The organism is Olleya sp. HaHaR_3_96 (assembly GCF_019278545.1).
In the GTDB taxonomy this organism is placed as follows: domain Bacteria; phylum Bacteroidota; class Bacteroidia; order Flavobacteriales; family Flavobacteriaceae; genus Olleya.
The window spans coordinates 1,417,760-1,436,163 of sequence record NZ_CP058987.1 but is presented as its reverse complement, the minus strand read 5'-3'; the positions used below and the strand labels follow the sequence as shown (position 1 = coordinate 1,436,163).

Here is an 18,404-nt window from a genome sequence, read left to right as displayed (position 1 = left end):
ATTTATTGTTTTTTAAGCACTATTTTCTCCGAATTTTTATTCGTCATAATTTTATAAAATTCTTTAAAATTAGTATAATCAGACGGTAATATATATGTGTTATTAATATTCAAATTTACAACTATTTGAATTTTATCTCCTATTTGTTTTGTAAGATAAGAAAATGCTAATGCATCGCTATTAAACTTTATTGCTTCACTTTCGGGTAGAGATTCTAATTGATAACCTTCAGGGATATCCATATTAATAATATACTTATCCGAACGAGGATAAATAAAGTCAATTGGATAATTTCTAGTATTCTGAGTGAAAGGATTTTCTACATTAGTCAAAAATAATAAAGGAGAAATATAAAGATTACCTCCAATATCTTCAACAGCACCATCCAAAGTAAAATCGTAAGATTGCATAATTGGTTTATAGATATCCTTTATATTTTTAACCTCTAGATTAGAGACTATAAGCCCTGCATGATCTTTTTCTATATTTTGCACTAAAGATTCATTAGTCAGCCCTGCTTTAGAGTTTCTATAATTAAGGGCCTGATAAGCTGTCAAAACTTTTCTTAATTTCCCCTCCATAGATAAGTCTTGATTAATCTTCACACTAGCGGACACAATATCTTTAGATAACATTGATGGGTTTAAACCAATCCAGGTAGAACTGCCATCTTCTCTAATTAATCGGCCTTGCCAATTAATAACATGTTGTGGTATAATGTTAGGCTTAGTAAATAGAGTAGAAGCATCTAAAAGCAAAATACTATCAGGTCCTTCAACTGCACATATAACATAATTAAACCCGGAGCGCGTAGGAAAAAAAGGTACGCCATTGTCCTTTGTACTTATCAACACTGGATTTGCATTTACACCCGAATGCCTTAGCATTTCGACTAACATTAAATTTATATCAGCAACATTTCCAGACCCTTCCTTATATGCTTGTTTAACTCCTTTTTCTGACATATAACCAACATAACCATTCACTTTTACTTTACTTTTGACATGATTAAAAATTAAATTAATTTTTTCAGAATTAGTTTTTGCACTAGACACTAATTTATTTATATCATCTTCAAAGTAATTATTTTTATTTAACTGTCCTCCAAAATCTTCGCTTTGATAAATGGTGGTAGTAACTCTATCCCAATTTGTTGCGTAACTTTCTATATTTCCGTCTATGCCCTTATAATAAGCATATTCTAACTTCAAACCTGATCTATAATTAGTTAGATTATCGACAAAAGGCTCATCTTTTAGTGCAGGAATATTTTTTTCCTCAACACGCATTATATTCTCTATTACATTTTGTTTACTAACTACTTTTCGGGATTTACTATGCGCCTCTCTATGGGAGCCTGGCTCAGGTTTTTTTACATATGACATTAGTATTTCTCTAGAACTAGTAGACTCATAAACTTTTGGTAAAAACTTAGCTTTTAGATTTAGATGCTTAGTATAATTAAAATATTCTGGAGCTCGAAATTCAAATTTTAATTTATTTACAGGAATTTCTTCTTGAAAATTAATTTTATCTACTTGTAGAAAAGTAGATTCGATTATATATCTATATTCAATTACGGAACCAATATTAACATTGGGCATAGTAAATTTTTTAGTTTTCCAATATTGATTAGTTTCTTCATCAAACACACCATTGCTTTTAAGCTTTTCTTTGACAATCTTACCATTTTCTAAATTATAAGTATAAGCCTTTAATGATGTTACTGTTTGTTCTGTCAGATTTGATTCGTTATAAAGCCTAATAACCTTGCTAGCTCTTTCTAATCCTTCTTTATTATAAATTTTAATCCTCTCAAAAATTACATTTTTTTGAACAAAACCTTGATCATGAATAAATTCAAAGAATATTTCTTGTTCTTTATATAAAACAGCCGCATTTGCTTCTTTTTCGATTGGATGAACAGCTTGTTTCAATTCTTCTTTACTGACTTTACCAAATTTAAAATTTTGTGATTGCCCTAGAACGGACATAAACATAAATGTAAGGATAGTTAATTTTTTCATTTATTTAATTAGTTGTAGTTATTATTTTCTTGATTTATCTTGTTTGATAATAGCTAGTCTCGCTTTTCTAAAAACACTGTAATTCTCTTTTGAAGGTTGATCTTTATTAAAAAATTATTTTTTGGTTACTAAATTTTATTCAATAAAACTTATTTACCTCGGCAAGCTATAACCGTAAACAGTATATAATTTTATATTTTTTTGAGCACTATTTTTTCCGAGTTCTTATCTGCCATTAACTGAAAGATCCCTTTTAAACTTTGATAATCCTCGGTACTTATAATTGTTTTGTTGATATCTAAACTCACTGTTAACTGTATATTATTCTCATATTGATTAATTCGATATGTAAAACTTATCGCATTATTATTAAACTTAACTGCAGCATTTTCAGGTAAAAACTCAACTTCATATCCATCAGGGATTGTAATTCCTATAGTTCGCTTCTCTGATGTTGGATAAACAAAATCAATATTATAGTTTCTAACATCTTGTGTAAAAGGATTTTCTTCTTCACTCAAAAATAATAATGGTGATAGATATATATTATCTCCTATTTTTTCTGCTGCATTTTCATAATCGTATTCATACGACTGAGATAACTTTTCAGTACTTACCTTTGCGTTTTTAACTTCTAAATTAGTCACCAAAAGCCCTGAATTGCCTTTTTCTATATTTAACACTAAAGCTTCATTGCTTTTGTTTGCATTATCATTTCTATAATTATAACCATAATAATTAGTTAATAATTTTCTAACTTTTCCTTCCGCTGACAAATCCTCTTTTAGATTTACTGTTGCCAATATAATCTCTTTTGAAACTACTTTTGGATTTAAATTTACCCAAATAGAAGTCCCATTTCTTCTAATTAATCGACCTTGCCAGTTAATTGCTCTAATTGGTAATATATTAGCTGTGGCATACTTTTGGGTAGCATCTAAAAGTACCGAGCCTCTTTCATCCTCGATAGCACAAATTAGATAATTAAAACCCGAACGTGTTGGAAATAAAGGCACACCATTATCTCTTGTGCTAACTAAAACCGGGTTAGCTATTATGCCTAAATGTCTTAGCATAGCTATCAACATTAAGTTTATATCACCTACATTTCCAACACCATCTTTATATGACTTTTTAACTCCATTTTCAGAAGTATATCCAATAAAATCATTCCATTTAACCTTACTCTTAACATGATCAAAAACTAATTGAATCTTCTCTTTATTATCCGTAACACCGGCTACTAATGCATTTATATCATCTTCAAAATAATTGGTTTTATTTAGCTGTCCTCCAAAATCTTCATCTTTATAAATATTATCTGCTACCTTCTCCCAAGTTGTAGCGTAGCTTTCAACCATACCATTAGGCCCTTTATAAAAAGCATATTCTAAAGCTAATTTACTTCTATAATTATCCAAGTTATCGACAAAAGGCTCAGCCTTTAATGCTGGAACCTTATCCATATCAATGGAAATAATATTCTCAAAAAAAACAAAATCAGTAGACTTAAATTTAGTTGTAGAAGAACTCCAACCTCCTGATTGACTTCTTGAACTAGAGTTTATTTTTTCTTTTCTGTTCCTTTCACTTTCTTTTATCTTTGGATAAATATTAGCTCTTGGATTAACAATTTTATTGAAATTAAAAAACTCAGGTGTAGCAATCTGGACTTCGACCTTATCTAATGGAATATTATATTGCAACAAAACATCATCTATTTGAATAAATGGCGACTTTATTTTGTATTCAAATTCCAAAATACAACCTTCCGTGATTCCTGGCATAGCAAAAGTGCTGCTTGCCCAATACTTATTCGTTTCTTCCTTAAATACATTTTCCTTTTCTAACTTGTTTTTTTTTATTTTGCCCTCTTCTAAAGTATAAGTATATCCTTTTAAGTCAATTAATTTTTCTCTTAAAGAAGATGTTTTATTATATAATATGACTTTTTGTGTCGCCCAATCATAACCTTTTTTATTATAAATTTTAACACGTTGAAAAATTGTATTTTCCTGAGTAAATCCATCTTCTTTACTAAAGACAAACTTAATATTTTGGTTTCTATATAAAATAGCCGCATTTGCCTCTTTTTCGATTGGATGAACAGCTTGTTTTAATTCTTCTTTACTGACTTTACCAAATTTAAAATTTTGTGATTGCCCTAGAACGGACATAAACATAAATGTAAGGATGGTTAATTTTTTCATTTAATTAGTAGTGGTTAATACTATTTTTGATTTATCATGTTTAACAATGGCAAGTTTAAATTTTCTAAAAGCACTATAGTCTTCTTTTAAAAACTGTCCTTTATTTATAATAATTTTTCTTTTGAATACTAAATTCTTATCATCTATTTGTTTGATTGAATAATGATATTCTCCAAACTTATTTTTAATAACAACATCGTCCTGCAAAGCTTCTATTTTAACATTATCCGGCAAAGTAATTTGATATTGATCTTCGTCTATAAATCCTCTATCAATCTCAAATGGCAACTTCCTGTTTTTATATCTTGGAGGTGCTGTTTTAAATTTATTAAAAAAGTTAGGTTGCATCAACCACCTCTCTCCGGCTTTGGTTACATATTTATCAACTTGCAGGTCTAAATCCTCTCTAAAAACGATATTATCTTTATCGTTATTAAAAATCATACTATTAACTTGAAGGTTATTTATATCCGAAAAATGATCCTTATAATAAAGTCTATTTTCTTTTTCTGTTTGAGCTTCAATACGTCTATATTTATCGTACTGCGTCCCTTTAGAAATAATATTTAATGCAGCTTTAAAACCACCTAAACTATCTAAAATAATATTTGAGTTAATTATCTGACTGTTTTCATTAGTGCTATATACTTTTGTGTGCACTATTTCTCCTCCTAACGGTGTAACAATTAAGACATCTCTATCATCTGTAAAGTTAGCATTATACCCAAATGGCGCTGACTGATTAGTACATTCTAAAGTAATATAACTATCATTATACGGTATTGATAATATTGCATGATTACCTTGTAAAGACGAAAATGATTGATCAATACTCCGCACATCCTCTCCACCGTAAACAATAGTATAATAAGACGTGACACCAACTTCATCCAAAAGTGCTTTTGTATAATTAGACAGTCCTTTACAATCGCCATACCCTAATCGATCTACATCACTTGCTAACATAGGCTTCCATCCTCCAATTCCGACTTGCACACTTATGTACCGTGTTTTATTTTGCATAAACTGATATACAATCTTAGCTTTTTCTAAATCTGTTTTTGCGTTTTTAGTAAGCGCTTTAATTTCTACTTTCACGGTTTCTGGAAGTGCCTGAGTACCATTAATTAACTTATCACTCATCCACTTACCAAAATCATTCCAACTACTATTATCTCCTTCAACACCAAGCATACTAAATTGTTTAAGCGCAAATTTAACGGAAGGTGCCACATTATAAAATGACGGACTATAAGCTTCTTTCTTTATAGCTGACAAGTTATTTGCTTGATAATGCAAGTCCGACATTTTCTCAATTTCAAACGCTTCTAAGTTGCTAATTTTAAAATCTAAAGGAATATCTGTTTGATTTTGTATTTTATATGATGCCTTTTCTACACTTAGGTAATAGTCATCAATTGGATACCATTGCGGTATAAATGCGGTATTAGAAGACACGAATTCTAAATTAAACACCACAGTAAACGGATAAGAGACAGGTGTATAATTGATGTAACGTGCTCTATTATCTGTAAAAATAGATATCCCGTCGGCAACACTAACATCTATAAAATCTTTTTTCTTGAATTTTTTAATTTCATTTCCAAAAGCATTCAAAATTATTGCTTCTAACGTTTTTATTGACTTTGACTGGTCATAGTATACGACAGCCCCAATATACCTTTGCCCTCTTTCGTTTAAAACAGTAACAACCCTTTGTTCTGTAACTACTATTTTGTCTCTTGCCTCAATATTTACATCTATTGTACTAGATCGCACAATGGCATTTGCATTTGATTGTAGTTCGGGTTTTATAACTAAAGCTTGGTAATTGTCTTGAGAAAATACGTTGACTGAAAAGAAAAGTACACATAGTATACTTTTTAAGAATGTGTTTGTAGGCATTGCATCTAATTAGGTAACAATATAGACATAATATGATAAAAACGAAAACCGTTCGGTGTTTTTTGATATATAATAAAAGACTAATTACTGAAACCTTTATTTGCCTATATAAATAGAAGAAATATTTACTCTTTATTTTTAGAATCCATAATAATAGTCACCGGACCATCATTTACAAGCTCCACTTTCATATCTGCTCCAAATTGCCCTGTTTGTACTGGTGTATCTAAAACCGATTGTATGCTTTTTATAAAAGCTTGGTATAGCGGTATTGCAATATCTGGTTTTGCTGCTTTTATATAACTTGGTCTGTTTCCTTTTTTTGTACTTGCTTGAAGCGTAAATTGACTAACTACTATTGCTTCTCCATTTATATCAGTTAAAGATAAATTCATGACTTGATTATCATCATTAAAAATACGACAATTAGTAATTTTATTGACTAACCATTTAATATCCTCCACTGTATCTTCTTCAACAATACCAAGTAAAATTAGTAATCCATTATCAATATTGGCGACCTTTTTATTTGCAATGGTAACACTAGCACTACTAACGCGTTGGATGACTGCTTTCATTTATTCTTTATCCCAAATATCGGTTCTATAATGCTCATCGTCCCCTTCAATAAGTTGCACATAGCTTCTGTATCTAGATGCTGCAATTTCATCCTTTTCTAACGCTTCTTTTACTGCACATTTAGGTTCTTCGATGTGTAAGCAATTATTAAATTTACAATCTTGTTTTAAAGCGAAAAATTCCGGAAAATAATCTCCTATTTCGTCTTTTTCCATATCCACAATCCCAAATCCTTTAATTCCAGGCGTATCAATAATCTTAGCATCAAAACTTAAATCAAACATCTCAGCAAATGTTGTGGTATGCTGACCTTGCATGTGTTGCATAGATATGGCTTTGGTTTTAAGATCCAAAGCTGGCTCGATAGTATTAACTAGTGTAGACTTACCCACACCAGAATGTCCTGTAAACATACTAACCTTACCTTCCATTAAGTTTTTAACTTGGTCTAGGTTTTTTCCGGTCTTAGCCGAAATACCGATACATTCATATCCTATTTGTCGATACACATGAGCCAAGTATCTCACTTCATCTAAGGTATCTTGATCATAGGTGTCTATTTTATTAAATAATAAAACCGCTTTTATATCATAAGCTTCTGCTGTCACTAAAAAACGATCAATAAAACTTGTAAATGTTGGCGGATTATCTATGGTTACCAGTAAGAATACTAAATCAATATTAGATGCTATGATATGGGTTTGCTTAGATAGATTTACCGATTTACGGACAATATAATTTTGTCTATCGTGAATTTTATCAATCACACCTGTTTCTTGATCAGATTTAGTATCTAATTCAAAGTCTACAAAATCACCAACAGCAATGGGATTTGTACTTTTTATATCCTTAAGTCTAAACTTACCTTTTATTCTACACTCGTAGCTTTGACCTAATTCGGTCTTTACTGTGTACCAACTACCTGTAGATTTGTATACGCGTCCTGTCATTACTACAAATATGAAAATTATTATGGTGTCTTCCAACAAAAAAGAACACCAAATAGCAAGTGCTTACGCTTTAACTGACATATTAACGCATTACTTTGATTTAAACCTGTAATTATTAAAAAAGCCTCTTAAATTTAAGAGGCTTTTTTAATGATAAAATTATCCTTTTATAATTTTTTCTTGATGATTAATAGATTCTTGATGAATAGCCTTAAACATTTTTAAGATAAACTCTTCACTTAATCCTTTAGACTCTCCTTCTAAAACCATTTTTCCTAAAATCTCATTCCAACGTTTACTTTGTAAAACCGCAACGTTTTTCTGTTTTTTAAGACCTCCAATTCCGTCTGCGATTTTCATACGCTTACCTAAAGACTCAATAATCTGATTATCTACAACATCTATTTGCGCTCTCAGATTAGTTAACTCTTGATTGTACTCTGCTTCTGGATCAGATTCTTTTCTAATCTTTAGATCTATCATCATTTGAATTAAAGACGCAGGCGTTACTTGCTGCGCAGCATCACTCCATGCATTATCAGGATCGGTATGCGTTTCAATCATTAACCCATCAAAATTTAAATCTAATGCTGTTTGAGAGACATCAAAAACCATATCACGTTTTCCAGTAATATGCGACGGATCGTTTATTAATGGTAAATCTGGAAATCTGTTTTGAAACTCAATAGCGATTTGCCATTCTGGAATGTTTCTATATTTAGTTTTCTCGTAAGTAGAAAACCCTCTATGGATTGCTCCTAAGTTTTTAATACCTGCAGTATATAATCTTTCAATCCCACCTAACCACAACGCTAAATCTGGATTTACTGGATTTTTAACCAATACAATTTTATCTGTACCTGCCAATGCATCTGCCAATTCTTGCATGATAAATGGACTAACTGTAGATCGTGCTCCAATCCAAAGTAAATCAACATCATTCTCGATAGCTAATTTTACGTGTGCCGCATTAGCAACTTCTGTACAGGTTTTCATACCTGTTTCTTCTTTTACTTTTTTAAGCCAATTTAAACCTAAAGCACCAACACCTTCAAACATTCCTGGTCTAGTACGTGGTTTCCATATACCTGCTCTAAAATAGCTAACATCAGTATCTTTTAGCTCGTGCGCTATTTTTAATACTTGTTCTTCTGTCTCTGCACTACATGGTCCAGCGATTACTAATGGATGGTCTAACTTCATGTCATCCAACCAGTTTCTCATTTCTTTTTTATTTTCCATAATCTTCTAATCTAAAGCCTCAAAACTATTTAAAATCTTGGAAGCATTACTATTTATTGTATTCCGTTTAATATTTGTTTTATATAATTGGTGTCTTTCATTTCTTTATAAACACCATCAAAATCGTCCTTTTCAATAAGATTTTTAAACTGCGTTAAATTGGCGATATAATCATTTAAAGTTTCGACTACATTACTTTTATTCTGTTTAAAAATTGGCGTCCACATCGCTGGGCTACTTTTTGCTAATCGGACTGTACTTTCAAATCCAGAACCTGCCATATCAAAAATATCACGTTCGTTCTTTTCTTTCTCAATGACTGTTTTCCCTAACATAAAGGCACTAATATGAGATAAATGCGATACGTAAGCAATGTGCTTATCATGTGATTCAGGATTCATATAGCGCATACGCATACCAATCTCTGTAAACAAACCGACTGCTTTTTCTTGTAGCTTAAAGGCTGTTTTTTCTACTTCGCAAATGATATTTGTCTTTTGATTAAACAAATCTCTGATGGCTGCTTTTGGTCCAGAAAACTCAGTTCCTGCAATAGGGTGCATTGCTAAAAAATTACGTCGTCTTGGATGGTTCTCTACCACTTTACAGATATCAGACTTAGTCGAACCAACATCAGCAACTAACGCAAAATCTGATATTTTATCAAGCACATCCGGTAAAACACTTACAGAAGCATCCACAGGAATAGCTAATATTACTAAATCTGCTTTATCTAAATCTTCAAAAGTGGCTTTATGATCAATAACACCAAGCTCCAAAGCTTGATTTATATGGTCTTCGGATGTATCAACACCATAAACGGTTACTTCAGGACGTTTATTTTTTATATCTAAAGCTAAGCTACCGCCAATTAATCCTACACCAATTATGTATATATTTTGTATCATACTCTTGCTATTGCGTCTTCTATTTGTTCAGTCGTTGCACATAACGAAAATCTTACATACCCTTCCCCTTGTGTTCCAAAAACTGTCCCTGGTGTTATAAACAGGCTCTTATCATGTAACAATGTATCTATAAATGTTTCTGATTTATAACCTTTTGGTGCTTTTGCCCAAACAAATAAACCTGAAGCTCCTTTATCATACGTACAGTTTAATTTATCTGCTAACTGCCAAATTAATTTACGACGTATTGTATACACCGTATTTAAATGGTCAAACCACTCTTGCGGACTATTTAATGCTGCTATTGCACCTTTCTGTATCCCGTAAAACATCCCAGAGTCCATATTACTTTTCACTTTTAAAACGGCATTAATATGTTCTGTACTTCCTAAAACCATCCCCACTCTCCAGCCAGCCATATTAAAAGTTTTACTTAGAGAGTTTAACTCCAAACAAACGTCCTTTGCACCTTCAACGCTTAAAATACTTAACGGATTATTGTTTAAAATAAAACTATAAGGATTATCATTTACTAGTAAAATATCATGCTTTTTAGCAAAATCGACTAACTTTTTCAAATCCGATTTAGACGCTTTAGCACCTGTTGGCATATGCGGATAACTGGTCCACATTATTTTAACTTTACTTAAATCTAGTTTTTCAATCTCTTCTAGATTAGGCAACCAATTATTGCTTTCATCTAAATTATAAGCGATAGGATTAGCTTGCACTAATTTTGTCACAGCTGCATACGTTGGGTATCCAGGATTAGGAATTAACGCGCCATCACCTTCATTTAAAAAAGCTAAAGAAATATGCATAATCCCTTCCTTACTTCCCATTAATGGTAATACCTCAGTATCCGGATTAATCTGCGTTTGATACTGTTTTTTATAAAAATCCGCAATAGCTTGCCTAAACTCAGGTAAGCCCTGATAACTTTGATATTTATGTGCATTAGCATCTAATAAACCTGCTGTTAACGCTGCAACAACTTGCTTTGACGGTTGTAAATCTGGACTTCCAATTCCTAAATTAATGATAGGTTTTCCTGCTGCTTTTAAAGCATTGACCTCCTTTAACTTTTTAGAAAAGTAGTATTCCTCTACACTATGTAATCTGTTAGCTACTTCCATTATATTTTCGCATTTTTATATTGACCAATAACCTTAAAATGAGTGGCCATAATGTCCATTATTGATTTGGCTTTTTTGAACTCTTGGTAATCCTGAAATGTAACATCTACAAAAAAGGCATATTTCCAAGGGGTTTCAATTATTGGTAAGGACTGTATTTTTGTTAAGTTTAATTTGCAATCACTCATGACATTCAAAATAGTTGCTAAACTGCCTCTTTTATGGTCTAATTCAAATTTGATAGATGCTTTATTTATTTCGGCTTCAGCGATTTCAGAATTATCTTCTTTTACAATAACAAAACGGGTTTCGTTATGCTTAATAGTCTGAATACTTTTTGCTAAAATGTCTAACTCAAAAATCTCTGCAGCTAAAGCGCTAGCAATAGCTCCTGTATTTTTTAATTGTTTTTTATGAATACGCTCCGCAACCTCAGCAGTATCCTTATCTTCTATAAGTTTAATATGAGGATATTGTTTAAAAAAGGCTTTACATTGTAGTAACGCCATAGGATGAGAATACACTTCTGTAATATCCTCTATCTTCTGATTGGGAAGCGCCATTAAATTATGCTGAATATCTAAATAATACTCGCCAACAATATGCAAATTATTAGTATCTATTAAGGCATAATTAGGAATAATAGAGCCTGCAATGGAATTCTCAATAGCCATTATAGCTGCATCTGTCTCCTTTTTAAGCACACTGTCTACTGTTTGATCAAAAGACATAAATGGCGCAATACTAACATTAGTCTTAAAATAATTTTGAGACACAATATGATGAAACGATCCTTTTATTCCTTGTATGGCTACTGATTTTATCAAAATTTCTATTTATTTTTATTCCTTTTCAACTTATGTTGAAGCGTTTTAAATCACTCGTTTTAATTTTAATAGGACTTCTTTAAACAAAAAAAGTCTCGATATATATCGAGACTTTTTAAAAAATATATGTTGTAAAATTACATATACAGTGTCTCGTTCCTTTTGCTAAAAAAGAAATAATACCAGCTGAAATATGTAGTGTTTATTGTGCTCATGTTTGTAATAATACTGCTAAAGTAAATAATAAAATGATATAACAATATACTAAAGCTCTATTTTTCCGCTTTTTAGTAAAGTTTTAAAGATTTATTAATAATCTATGGTTTAAATTACAGAATGTCTATTTTTGAGTAAACATTACAAGTATGTCAATTAAAGTAGAAAACATCACTAAAGTTTACGGCTCACAAAAAGCTTTAAACAATATTTCTTTTGAAATTAACAGACCAGAAATTGTTGGTTTTCTAGGCCCAAATGGTGCCGGAAAATCAACTATGATGAAGATTTTAACTACCTATATCAGTCCAACTGAAGGTGACGCTGCTGTTAATGGCCACAATATTTTAACTGACACAAAAAACGTCCAGAAAAGTGTGGGTTATCTGCCTGAACACAACCCTTTATATTTAGAACAATATGTGCGGGAATACCTAAGCTTTAATGCCGATGTCTATAATGTTGATAAAACACGTATTGAGGAGGTTATTACACTAACAGGATTAGCACCTGAATCACATAAAACTATTGGTCAACTCTCTAAAGGATATAGACAACGTGTTGGCTTAGCTAATGCATTACTGCACAACCCAGAGGTTTTAATCTTAGATGAACCCACAACTGGTCTTGACCCAAATCAATTAATTGATATCAGAAACCTAATAAAAAACTTAGGAAAAGACAAAACCGTCTTTTTATCCACTCACATCATGCAAGAGGTTGAAGCCATGTGTGATCGCGTTATTATTATAAATAAAGGCGAAATTGTAGCTAACAAAAAGCTAAAAGATTTGCGTGATGGACAAGAGCAAATTGTAATTGTTGAATTTGACTATAGAGTGGAAGATGCTTTTTTACTAAAGCTTCCCAACGCTAAGACTGTAAAAAACACGCATGATTTTATATATGAAATCACATTTGCAACCTCCGAAGATATGCGCAGCCACGTGTTTGATTTTGCACATGATAACGCACTTAAGATTCTTCAGCTTAATCAGAAAAACGCAAGTTTAGAAAGCTTATTTAGAGAGTTGACTAGTTAATTACTCAAAAATAACACGTCCATCAAACAGCTCTGTGATAGTTGTCGTCGGTGGTGTATTTACGGATATAACATCCCCTGTGCTTACTAAGTTAGCAATTAAACTAAGTTGTGGATTTACTATAATGTCATTAGTTCCGCGATGATAAATCCTAACGTTTTGGGCGACTAAATAACGTCCTTCAAAACGCCCATTTCCAGACGCATGATTTATATCTAAATTTTCAGTCGTTCCAGAAATTGTACTTGTGCTTAAGTTATTAATAACAACCTGTAAATTTGTTGCGTTAATTTCTAAATTAAAATTACCCACATTGTAGTACTCGCCGTTATAATCTTCTGACAGTAATTTTAATTCAGGAAAGTTTAAAACGCCAACACTATGCACATCTAAGGTGCTACTATTTCTAATTTCGGTTAGATTTGGAGTTGTAACGTACACTTTTGTAACACCATAATCTCTAGTTAGATTACAGTCATTATTATCTTTTAATATTAATTTTCCATTTTCAACAAAAACTTCGATATCATTAACCAAGTTTTCACCAGTCTCCAAAATGACTTTTTGAGTCACCCCTTGTTTTACAAACAATTCGACATTTTTATACACTGTGATTTTTGAAAACAAAGCAACGCCAATCTCCTTTTGGATAATGTCCCCTGTACTCTGGAAACAATCTGGCGCATTTTCAGAATTGCAACCTAACAGGAAAACTGTAGTTAAAACAAGTAATAACTTTTTCATATAATTTCCGCGAAAGCGGTGTGTTTTTAAATAATAAAAAGGTTTCGCGTCATCTGCGAAACAATAAATTACAGACGTATTCCTACTCCAAATTCGACTGCCTCTGCTTTTGCACCATGTGACTTTAAGCTTAATACACCATATATTTTATCGCCGAAATAGCGTTTTAGACCTATTCGGTTATACATGCGACCTTCAAAATCAAACGGATAATACACATAATACCCTAATTGTGTGATTAAAGACGTTTTACTAATAAATAATTCGTGACCCACAAATAGACCAACACGTTTATAATCCTCATCTCCAGACACATTATCTTCTGGAAAAGCAACAGATTTATATCTAATATGAGTTTTCAAAAAATTAGAGAAAAACACATCTGTTCCTACTTGTATCGCACTTTTATGATTTAAGCGTTTATCCGCATAAGCAGATACCACATAAAAAGCATATTGACCAGAATCAATAACATCACTCTCGTTAACTCCTGTTCTTAAAGCAAAATTATATTTTATTTTTTCAGTGAATTTTTCATCGACATGCTCGATGTACTCAGGCGTATTTCCTGCATCTAAAGTATAGTTCAGACCTAAATTAAAAGCAATAGTATTTATAGAACTGTTTGGGGCTTTTACATTTGCATTAGAATAATGGATTAATGACAGACCTGTTTGAATTCCGAAATTTTTAAAGATGTTTTCTTTTTTATAATTCAGCATTAAATAAGTACTACTTAAAATTTGGGTTCCAAAAGCATTGTTACGGTAGTTATCTACTTTATCATATGGATTACTATTATAAGTCAACCCTTGACCAATTCTAAACATTAAATTACGTTTAAAAAAATAGAAATTATAATGTGCATACACTGCTAAATTATTTCCTAAAGTTTCGTTTTTTAAGTCCTGATAAATTATGGACGCACCGTAATCAGGATAATTAAACCGACTTTCCCAAGCCTTTTTACCAAATGTTTTTTGATTATAACTTAAAATAAAACCCGTTGGATGTCCTTTTATCAAATGTGAAATATCACTATTGTGTTCGGCTATATTTCCATAGAAAAAATCGGCATCAAGAGTAAACGGAATTTTGTCTTCTTGAGCTGTAGCAAATAACATGCAACATAAGAGTAAGCAACTAAAATAATACTTCATTAAACACTGAAAATTAGTTGACAAAAGTACTTAAATTAAATAAGCCATGAAGTGCTAAATGCAGAATAACTATTCAAATAGATTTGAAGACAAATAACGGTCTCCTCTGTCACAAATTATAGCAACAATAACCCCTTTATCAATAGTTTTAGTCAATTTTAAAGCTGTAGCCACAGAGCCACCACTACTCATACCAGCAAGAATCCCTTCTTCCTTAGCTAAACGTCTTGTCATTATAATAGCTTCTTCTTGACTAACTTCTATTACTTGATCCACTTTAGAAGGGTTAAAAATACTAGGCACGTAGTCTGGCGACCATTTTCTTATCCCAGGTATTCTTGCACCATCTGCTGGTTGCGCACCAATAATTTGAATATTTTTATTTTGTTCTTTTAAAAAAGTTGACGTCCCCATAATGGTTCCTGTCGTTCCCATTGCAGACACAAAATGGGTGACTTCCCCTTTGGTATCTCTCCAAATTTCTGGTCCTGTAGTCTTATAATGCGCTTTCCAGTTATCGTCATTCTCAAACTGATTTAACAATAAATATCCATTATCGTCTCTCATTTGAAAAGCAATATCTCTAGATCCCTCAATACCTTGCTCTGCACTAGTCAATATAACCTCAGCGCCATAAGCACGCATCGTTTTTACACGCTCTATAGTAGAGTTTTCAGGCATCACTAAGGATATTTTTATACCAAATAAACTAGCCACATAAGCTAAAGCAATCCCTGTGTTTCCACTAGTCGCTTCTACTAAATGTCCTCCTTTTTTAATATCACCACGTTTGACTGCCTCGGCAATCATATTATACGCCGGTCTATCCTTAACGCTTCCGCCAGGATTATTACCTTCTAATTTTAGATACAATTTCACGTTTGGTTTAGTCACCAAATGTGACGCTTCCACTAAAGGTGTATTTCCTATTTGATCTAAAATACTCATGACTTTATCTTTTACTTATTTTTATATCTGACTTATAAGTCACTAATGAGTTTTCTGGAATAGATTTAGTAATCCACACATTAGCACCAATAATACTCCCCTCGCCAATGACCACATCACCTCCTAAAATTGTTGCATTTGCATAAATAGTAACATTGTCTTTAATAGTTGGATGTCTTTTTGTGTTTTCTAACTCCTTTTCGACTTTAATCCCTCCTAAAGTAACCCCTTGATAAATAATAACATTATTATGTATCACAGCTGTTTCTCCTATAACTACCCCTGTCGCATGGTCTATAAAAAAAGAATGACCAATAGTTGCTCCTGGATGAATATCAGTACCAGTGATACCATGAGAATATTCTGAAATCATTCGAGGTAAAATTGGAATATCTAATTGCCATAAAATATGACTGATACGATACATCGCAATAGCATAAAAACCTGGATACGCTAAATAGACTTCTTTGACACTTTTGGCTGCTGGATCACTATTATAAGCTGCTTCAGCATCTAATTGCAATTTGGGTTTTAATGCTTTTATTTCAGCCACAAATTGTTCCCATTTGGTATTACAAAGTCCACAATCCAAAGCTTCAGATACATAAAAAAAAGACGTTTTGATCGATTTAAAAAGGGCTTCTTGTTTATCATGACTTTCTAATGCACAATAGAATAACTCTTTTGCAAGATCTTCAACTTTTTCTTTAAACCTAAATGGGATTTGCAATATCTCCTGCATACTATAATGTTATTTACAATGGTTAAAGCTAATTCTATTTTTAAAATATGTAGTATATCTAAACAGGAATTTAACAACTTAACCAGTTATATTAATACAAATCACAAGCTTATTGTCCTCTTTTACATATTAAACAATAGCTTTTACAACTGCTTTTGGAGACTCTTTACGCGTACCATCAAAACCATCTATTCCGCTTACTGTTGTGTATTTTAAAACAAACTTTTTACCTGGATTTAATATTTTATAGGCCGATTGACACATTAATGTTGCTTCATGAAATCCACAAAGGATTAATTTTAATTTCCCCTCGTATGTATTAACATCTCCAATAGCAAATATCCCGTCAATATTAGTTTGATAGTCTACAGTATTTACTTTAATTGCATTCTTTTCAATCTCTAATCCCCAATCTCCAATAGGTCCTAATTTTGGTGACAATCCAAATAACGGTATAAAATAATCGGTTTCTAAAATGGATTCTTCACCATCTTTAGTAATAGTAATCCCTTCAATATGATCTGTGCCATGCAATGCTGTAACCTCAGCAGGAGTAATTAAATTTATTTTATTTACTAATTTTAATTCTTGAACTTTTTCTACAGAATCTAATGCGCCTCTAAATTCGTTTCTTCTATGCACTAGCGTAACACTAGAAGCGACATCTGCTAAAAAGATTGCCCAATCTAAAGCCGAATCTCCTCCTCCAGCAATAATCACTTTTTTATCTCTATACAGTTCTGGATCTTTAATAAAATAATTAACCCCTTTGTCTTCGTATTTCTCAATATTTTCCAACTTAGGTTTTCTTGGTTCAAAACTTCCCAGACCTCCTGCAATCGCTACAATCGGAGCATGATGTTGCGTGCCTTTATTTGTAGTAACAATAAAACTACCATCCTCTTGCTTATCTATTGTTTCAGCACGTTCTCCTAAGGTAAACCCTGGTTGAAATTGCTTCCCTTGCTCTAATAAATTACCCGTTAAATCTCCTGCTAGTATTTCTGGAAAACCAGGAATATCATAAATAGGTTTTTTAGGATATAATTCGGAGCACTGACCTCCTGGTTGAGGCAATGCATCAATTAAATGGCACTTTAATTTCAATAACCCTGCCTCAAAAACTGTAAATAAACCGGTAGGTCCTGCTCCAATTATTAATATATCTGTTTTAATCATTTTATTTTATTTTTTCTACTAAGCCTTTAGTAAATTCATTTAAAGTCTCTACTTTTTGTTCAAAATCTCCTTTTATAGTCTTCCGATAGACATTAAGATTTTTAACCAAATCATCTATATTTTCAGGTATTACATCTTCAAAAAACTGACGTAATCGTTTTGCTGTTGTTGGTGATTTTCCGTTAGTCGAAATCGCAACCTTCACATTACCTTTTGTTACAATACCTCCCATATAAAAATCGCAATAGGGTGGATTATCAGCTACATTAACTAATTTGCTTTGTGCTCTACAATCGTTATAAACTTGCACGTTAACCTCTGGAATATCTGTCGTTGCAACCACCATATGTTTTCCTTCCAAATAGTTAATGCTATACGTATCGTTAACTCTTGTGACGTTCCCCTTATCAGCAATCGCAATAGTACCTTCTCTAAACATTGGAGAAACCATCGTTACATTTGCATCTGGACTAGACTTTAATAAAAACGTTAGTTTCTCTTCAGCGACATTACCACCACCAATAATAAGTACTTCAAGATTTTTTACCTTTAAAAAAACGGGATATAAATTATTTCTTTCCATAAGTT

General features: G+C 32.0%; 16 protein-coding genes. 1 reads left to right on the top strand and 15 read right to left on the bottom strand.

The genetic code is table 11. The features are described from left to right. Nucleotides 1-2 precede the first annotated feature (2 nt). The 9 genes from H0I26_RS06185 to H0I26_RS06145 form a co-directional block, all read right to left on the bottom strand. Nucleotides 3-2,027 (bottom strand): DUF3857 domain-containing protein, encoded by a 2,025-nt coding sequence (locus H0I26_RS06185; protein ID WP_218701475.1) that lies wholly within the window; start codon nucleotides 2,025-2,027, stop codon nucleotides 3-5. A 191-nt stretch (nucleotides 2,028-2,218) separates the two neighbouring features. Next, complete coding sequence (locus H0I26_RS06180) at nucleotides 2,219-4,237, bottom strand: DUF3858 domain-containing protein (RefSeq protein WP_218701474.1); 2,019 nt, start codon at nucleotides 4,235-4,237, stop codon at nucleotides 2,219-2,221. Further along, entirely contained in the window at nucleotides 4,238-6,142 is a 1,905-nt protein-coding gene (locus tag H0I26_RS06175) for a DUF3857 domain-containing protein (protein ID WP_218701473.1), read from the bottom strand. It lies immediately after the preceding gene. 125 nt (nucleotides 6,143-6,267) lie between these two features. After that, entirely contained in the window at nucleotides 6,268-6,720 is a 453-nt protein-coding gene (gene dtd / locus H0I26_RS06170) for a D-aminoacyl-tRNA deacylase (RefSeq protein ID WP_218701472.1), read from the bottom strand. After that, nucleotides 6,721-7,671: a ribosome small subunit-dependent GTPase A gene (gene rsgA, locus H0I26_RS06165; protein ID WP_101016930.1), complete on the bottom strand. Its 951-nt coding sequence runs from the start codon at nucleotides 7,669-7,671 to the stop codon at nucleotides 6,721-6,723. A 159-nt stretch (nucleotides 7,672-7,830) separates the two neighbouring features. Next, entirely contained in the window at nucleotides 7,831-8,913 is a 1,083-nt protein-coding gene (locus H0I26_RS06160; RefSeq protein ID WP_101016927.1) for a bifunctional 3-deoxy-7-phosphoheptulonate synthase/chorismate mutase type II, read from the bottom strand. 53 nt (nucleotides 8,914-8,966) lie between these two features. Continuing rightward, on the bottom strand, nucleotides 8,967-9,818 hold the full coding sequence (locus H0I26_RS06155; RefSeq protein ID WP_218702048.1) for a prephenate dehydrogenase: 852 nt from the start codon (nucleotides 9,816-9,818) through the stop codon (nucleotides 8,967-8,969). Beyond that, complete coding sequence (locus H0I26_RS06150; RefSeq protein WP_218701471.1) at nucleotides 9,818-10,957, bottom strand: pyridoxal phosphate-dependent aminotransferase; 1,140 nt, start codon at nucleotides 10,955-10,957, stop codon at nucleotides 9,818-9,820. The genes H0I26_RS06155 and H0I26_RS06150 overlap by 1 nt, the downstream gene beginning before the upstream one ends. Beyond that, the gene (locus tag H0I26_RS06145) at nucleotides 10,957-11,784 is read right to left on the bottom strand and encodes a prephenate dehydratase (protein ID WP_218701470.1); all 828 of its coding nucleotides are present in this window, start codon (nucleotides 11,782-11,784) and stop codon (nucleotides 10,957-10,959) included. Before H0I26_RS06145 ends, H0I26_RS06150 begins: the two co-directional genes overlap by 1 nt. A gap of 365 nt (nucleotides 11,785-12,149) precedes the next feature. Here H0I26_RS06145 and gldA point away from each other — a divergent pair, with 365 nt between their 5' ends. Further along, nucleotides 12,150-13,043, top strand: a complete 894-nt coding sequence (gene gldA, locus H0I26_RS06140) for a gliding motility-associated ABC transporter ATP-binding subunit GldA (RefSeq protein ID WP_218701469.1) — start codon at nucleotides 12,150-12,152, stop codon at nucleotides 13,041-13,043. Here gldA and H0I26_RS06135 read toward each other — a convergent pair whose 3' ends face one another. The 6 genes from H0I26_RS06135 to H0I26_RS06110 form a co-directional block, all read right to left on the bottom strand. After that, nucleotides 13,044-13,787 (bottom strand): head GIN domain-containing protein, encoded by a 744-nt coding sequence (locus tag H0I26_RS06135; protein WP_218701468.1) that lies wholly within the window; start codon nucleotides 13,785-13,787, stop codon nucleotides 13,044-13,046. 68 nt (nucleotides 13,788-13,855) lie between these two features. Further along, the gene (locus H0I26_RS06130; protein WP_256935281.1) at nucleotides 13,856-14,911 is read right to left on the bottom strand and encodes an acyloxyacyl hydrolase; all 1,056 of its coding nucleotides are present in this window, start codon (nucleotides 14,909-14,911) and stop codon (nucleotides 13,856-13,858) included. A 105-nt stretch (nucleotides 14,912-15,016) separates the two neighbouring features. Then, nucleotides 15,017-15,895, bottom strand: coding sequence for a cysteine synthase CysM (gene cysM, locus H0I26_RS06125; protein WP_218701466.1), 879 nt, complete (start codon nucleotides 15,893-15,895; stop codon nucleotides 15,017-15,019). A gap of 4 nt (nucleotides 15,896-15,899) precedes the next feature. Continuing rightward, a complete protein-coding gene (epsC, locus tag H0I26_RS06120) occupies nucleotides 15,900-16,637 on the bottom strand; it encodes a serine O-acetyltransferase EpsC (protein WP_218701465.1) in 738 nt (245 codons plus the stop codon). A 129-nt stretch (nucleotides 16,638-16,766) separates the two neighbouring features. Beyond that, complete coding sequence (locus H0I26_RS06115; protein ID WP_218701464.1) at nucleotides 16,767-17,816, bottom strand: NAD(P)/FAD-dependent oxidoreductase; 1,050 nt, start codon at nucleotides 17,814-17,816, stop codon at nucleotides 16,767-16,769. 1 nt (nucleotide 17,817) lies between these two features. Beyond that, nucleotides 17,818-18,399 carry a bifunctional precorrin-2 dehydrogenase/sirohydrochlorin ferrochelatase gene (locus H0I26_RS06110; RefSeq protein WP_101016909.1) on the bottom strand — a complete coding sequence of 194 codons (582 nt, stop codon included), beginning with the start codon at nucleotides 18,397-18,399 and terminating at the stop codon, nucleotides 17,818-17,820. Nucleotides 18,400-18,404 lie beyond the last annotated feature (5 nt).

What these genes read in the sequence shown, in the direction of transcription:
- gldA (WP_218701469.1), top strand. Translation starts at nt 12,150, where the DNA reads ATGTCAATTAAAGTAGAAAACATCACTAAAGTTTACGGCTCACAAAAA.
- H0I26_RS06115 (WP_218701464.1), bottom strand. Translation starts at nt 17,816, where the DNA reads ATGATTAAAACAGATATATTAATAATTGGAGCAGGACCTACCGGTTTA.
- H0I26_RS06135 (WP_218701468.1), bottom strand. Translation starts at nt 13,787, where the DNA reads ATGAAAAAGTTATTACTTGTTTTAACTACAGTTTTCCTGTTAGGTTGC.
- H0I26_RS06110 (WP_101016909.1), bottom strand. Translation starts at nt 18,399, where the DNA reads ATGGAAAGAAATAATTTATATCCCGTTTTTTTAAAGGTAAAAAATCTT.
- epsC (WP_218701465.1), bottom strand. Translation starts at nt 16,637, where the DNA reads ATGCAGGAGATATTGCAAATCCCATTTAGGTTTAAAGAAAAAGTTGAA.
- rsgA (WP_101016930.1), bottom strand. Translation starts at nt 7,671, where the DNA reads ATGACAGGACGCGTATACAAATCTACAGGTAGTTGGTACACAGTAAAG.
- H0I26_RS06185 (WP_218701475.1), bottom strand. Translation starts at nt 2,027, where the DNA reads ATGAAAAAATTAACTATCCTTACATTTATGTTTATGTCCGTTCTAGGG.
- H0I26_RS06130 (WP_256935281.1), bottom strand. Translation starts at nt 14,911, where the DNA reads ATGTTATTTGCTACAGCTCAAGAAGACAAAATTCCGTTTACTCTTGAT.
- H0I26_RS06175 (WP_218701473.1), bottom strand. Translation starts at nt 6,142, where the DNA reads ATGCCTACAAACACATTCTTAAAAAGTATACTATGTGTACTTTTCTTT.
- H0I26_RS06160 (WP_101016927.1), bottom strand. Translation starts at nt 8,913, where the DNA reads ATGGAAAATAAAAAAGAAATGAGAAACTGGTTGGATGACATGAAGTTA.
- H0I26_RS06150 (WP_218701471.1), bottom strand. Translation starts at nt 10,957, where the DNA reads ATGGAAGTAGCTAACAGATTACATAGTGTAGAGGAATACTACTTTTCT.
- dtd (WP_218701472.1), bottom strand. Translation starts at nt 6,720, where the DNA reads ATGAAAGCAGTCATCCAACGCGTTAGTAGTGCTAGTGTTACCATTGCA.
- cysM (WP_218701466.1), bottom strand. Translation starts at nt 15,895, where the DNA reads ATGAGTATTTTAGATCAAATAGGAAATACACCTTTAGTGGAAGCGTCA.
- H0I26_RS06180 (WP_218701474.1), bottom strand. Translation starts at nt 4,237, where the DNA reads ATGAAAAAATTAACCATCCTTACATTTATGTTTATGTCCGTTCTAGGG.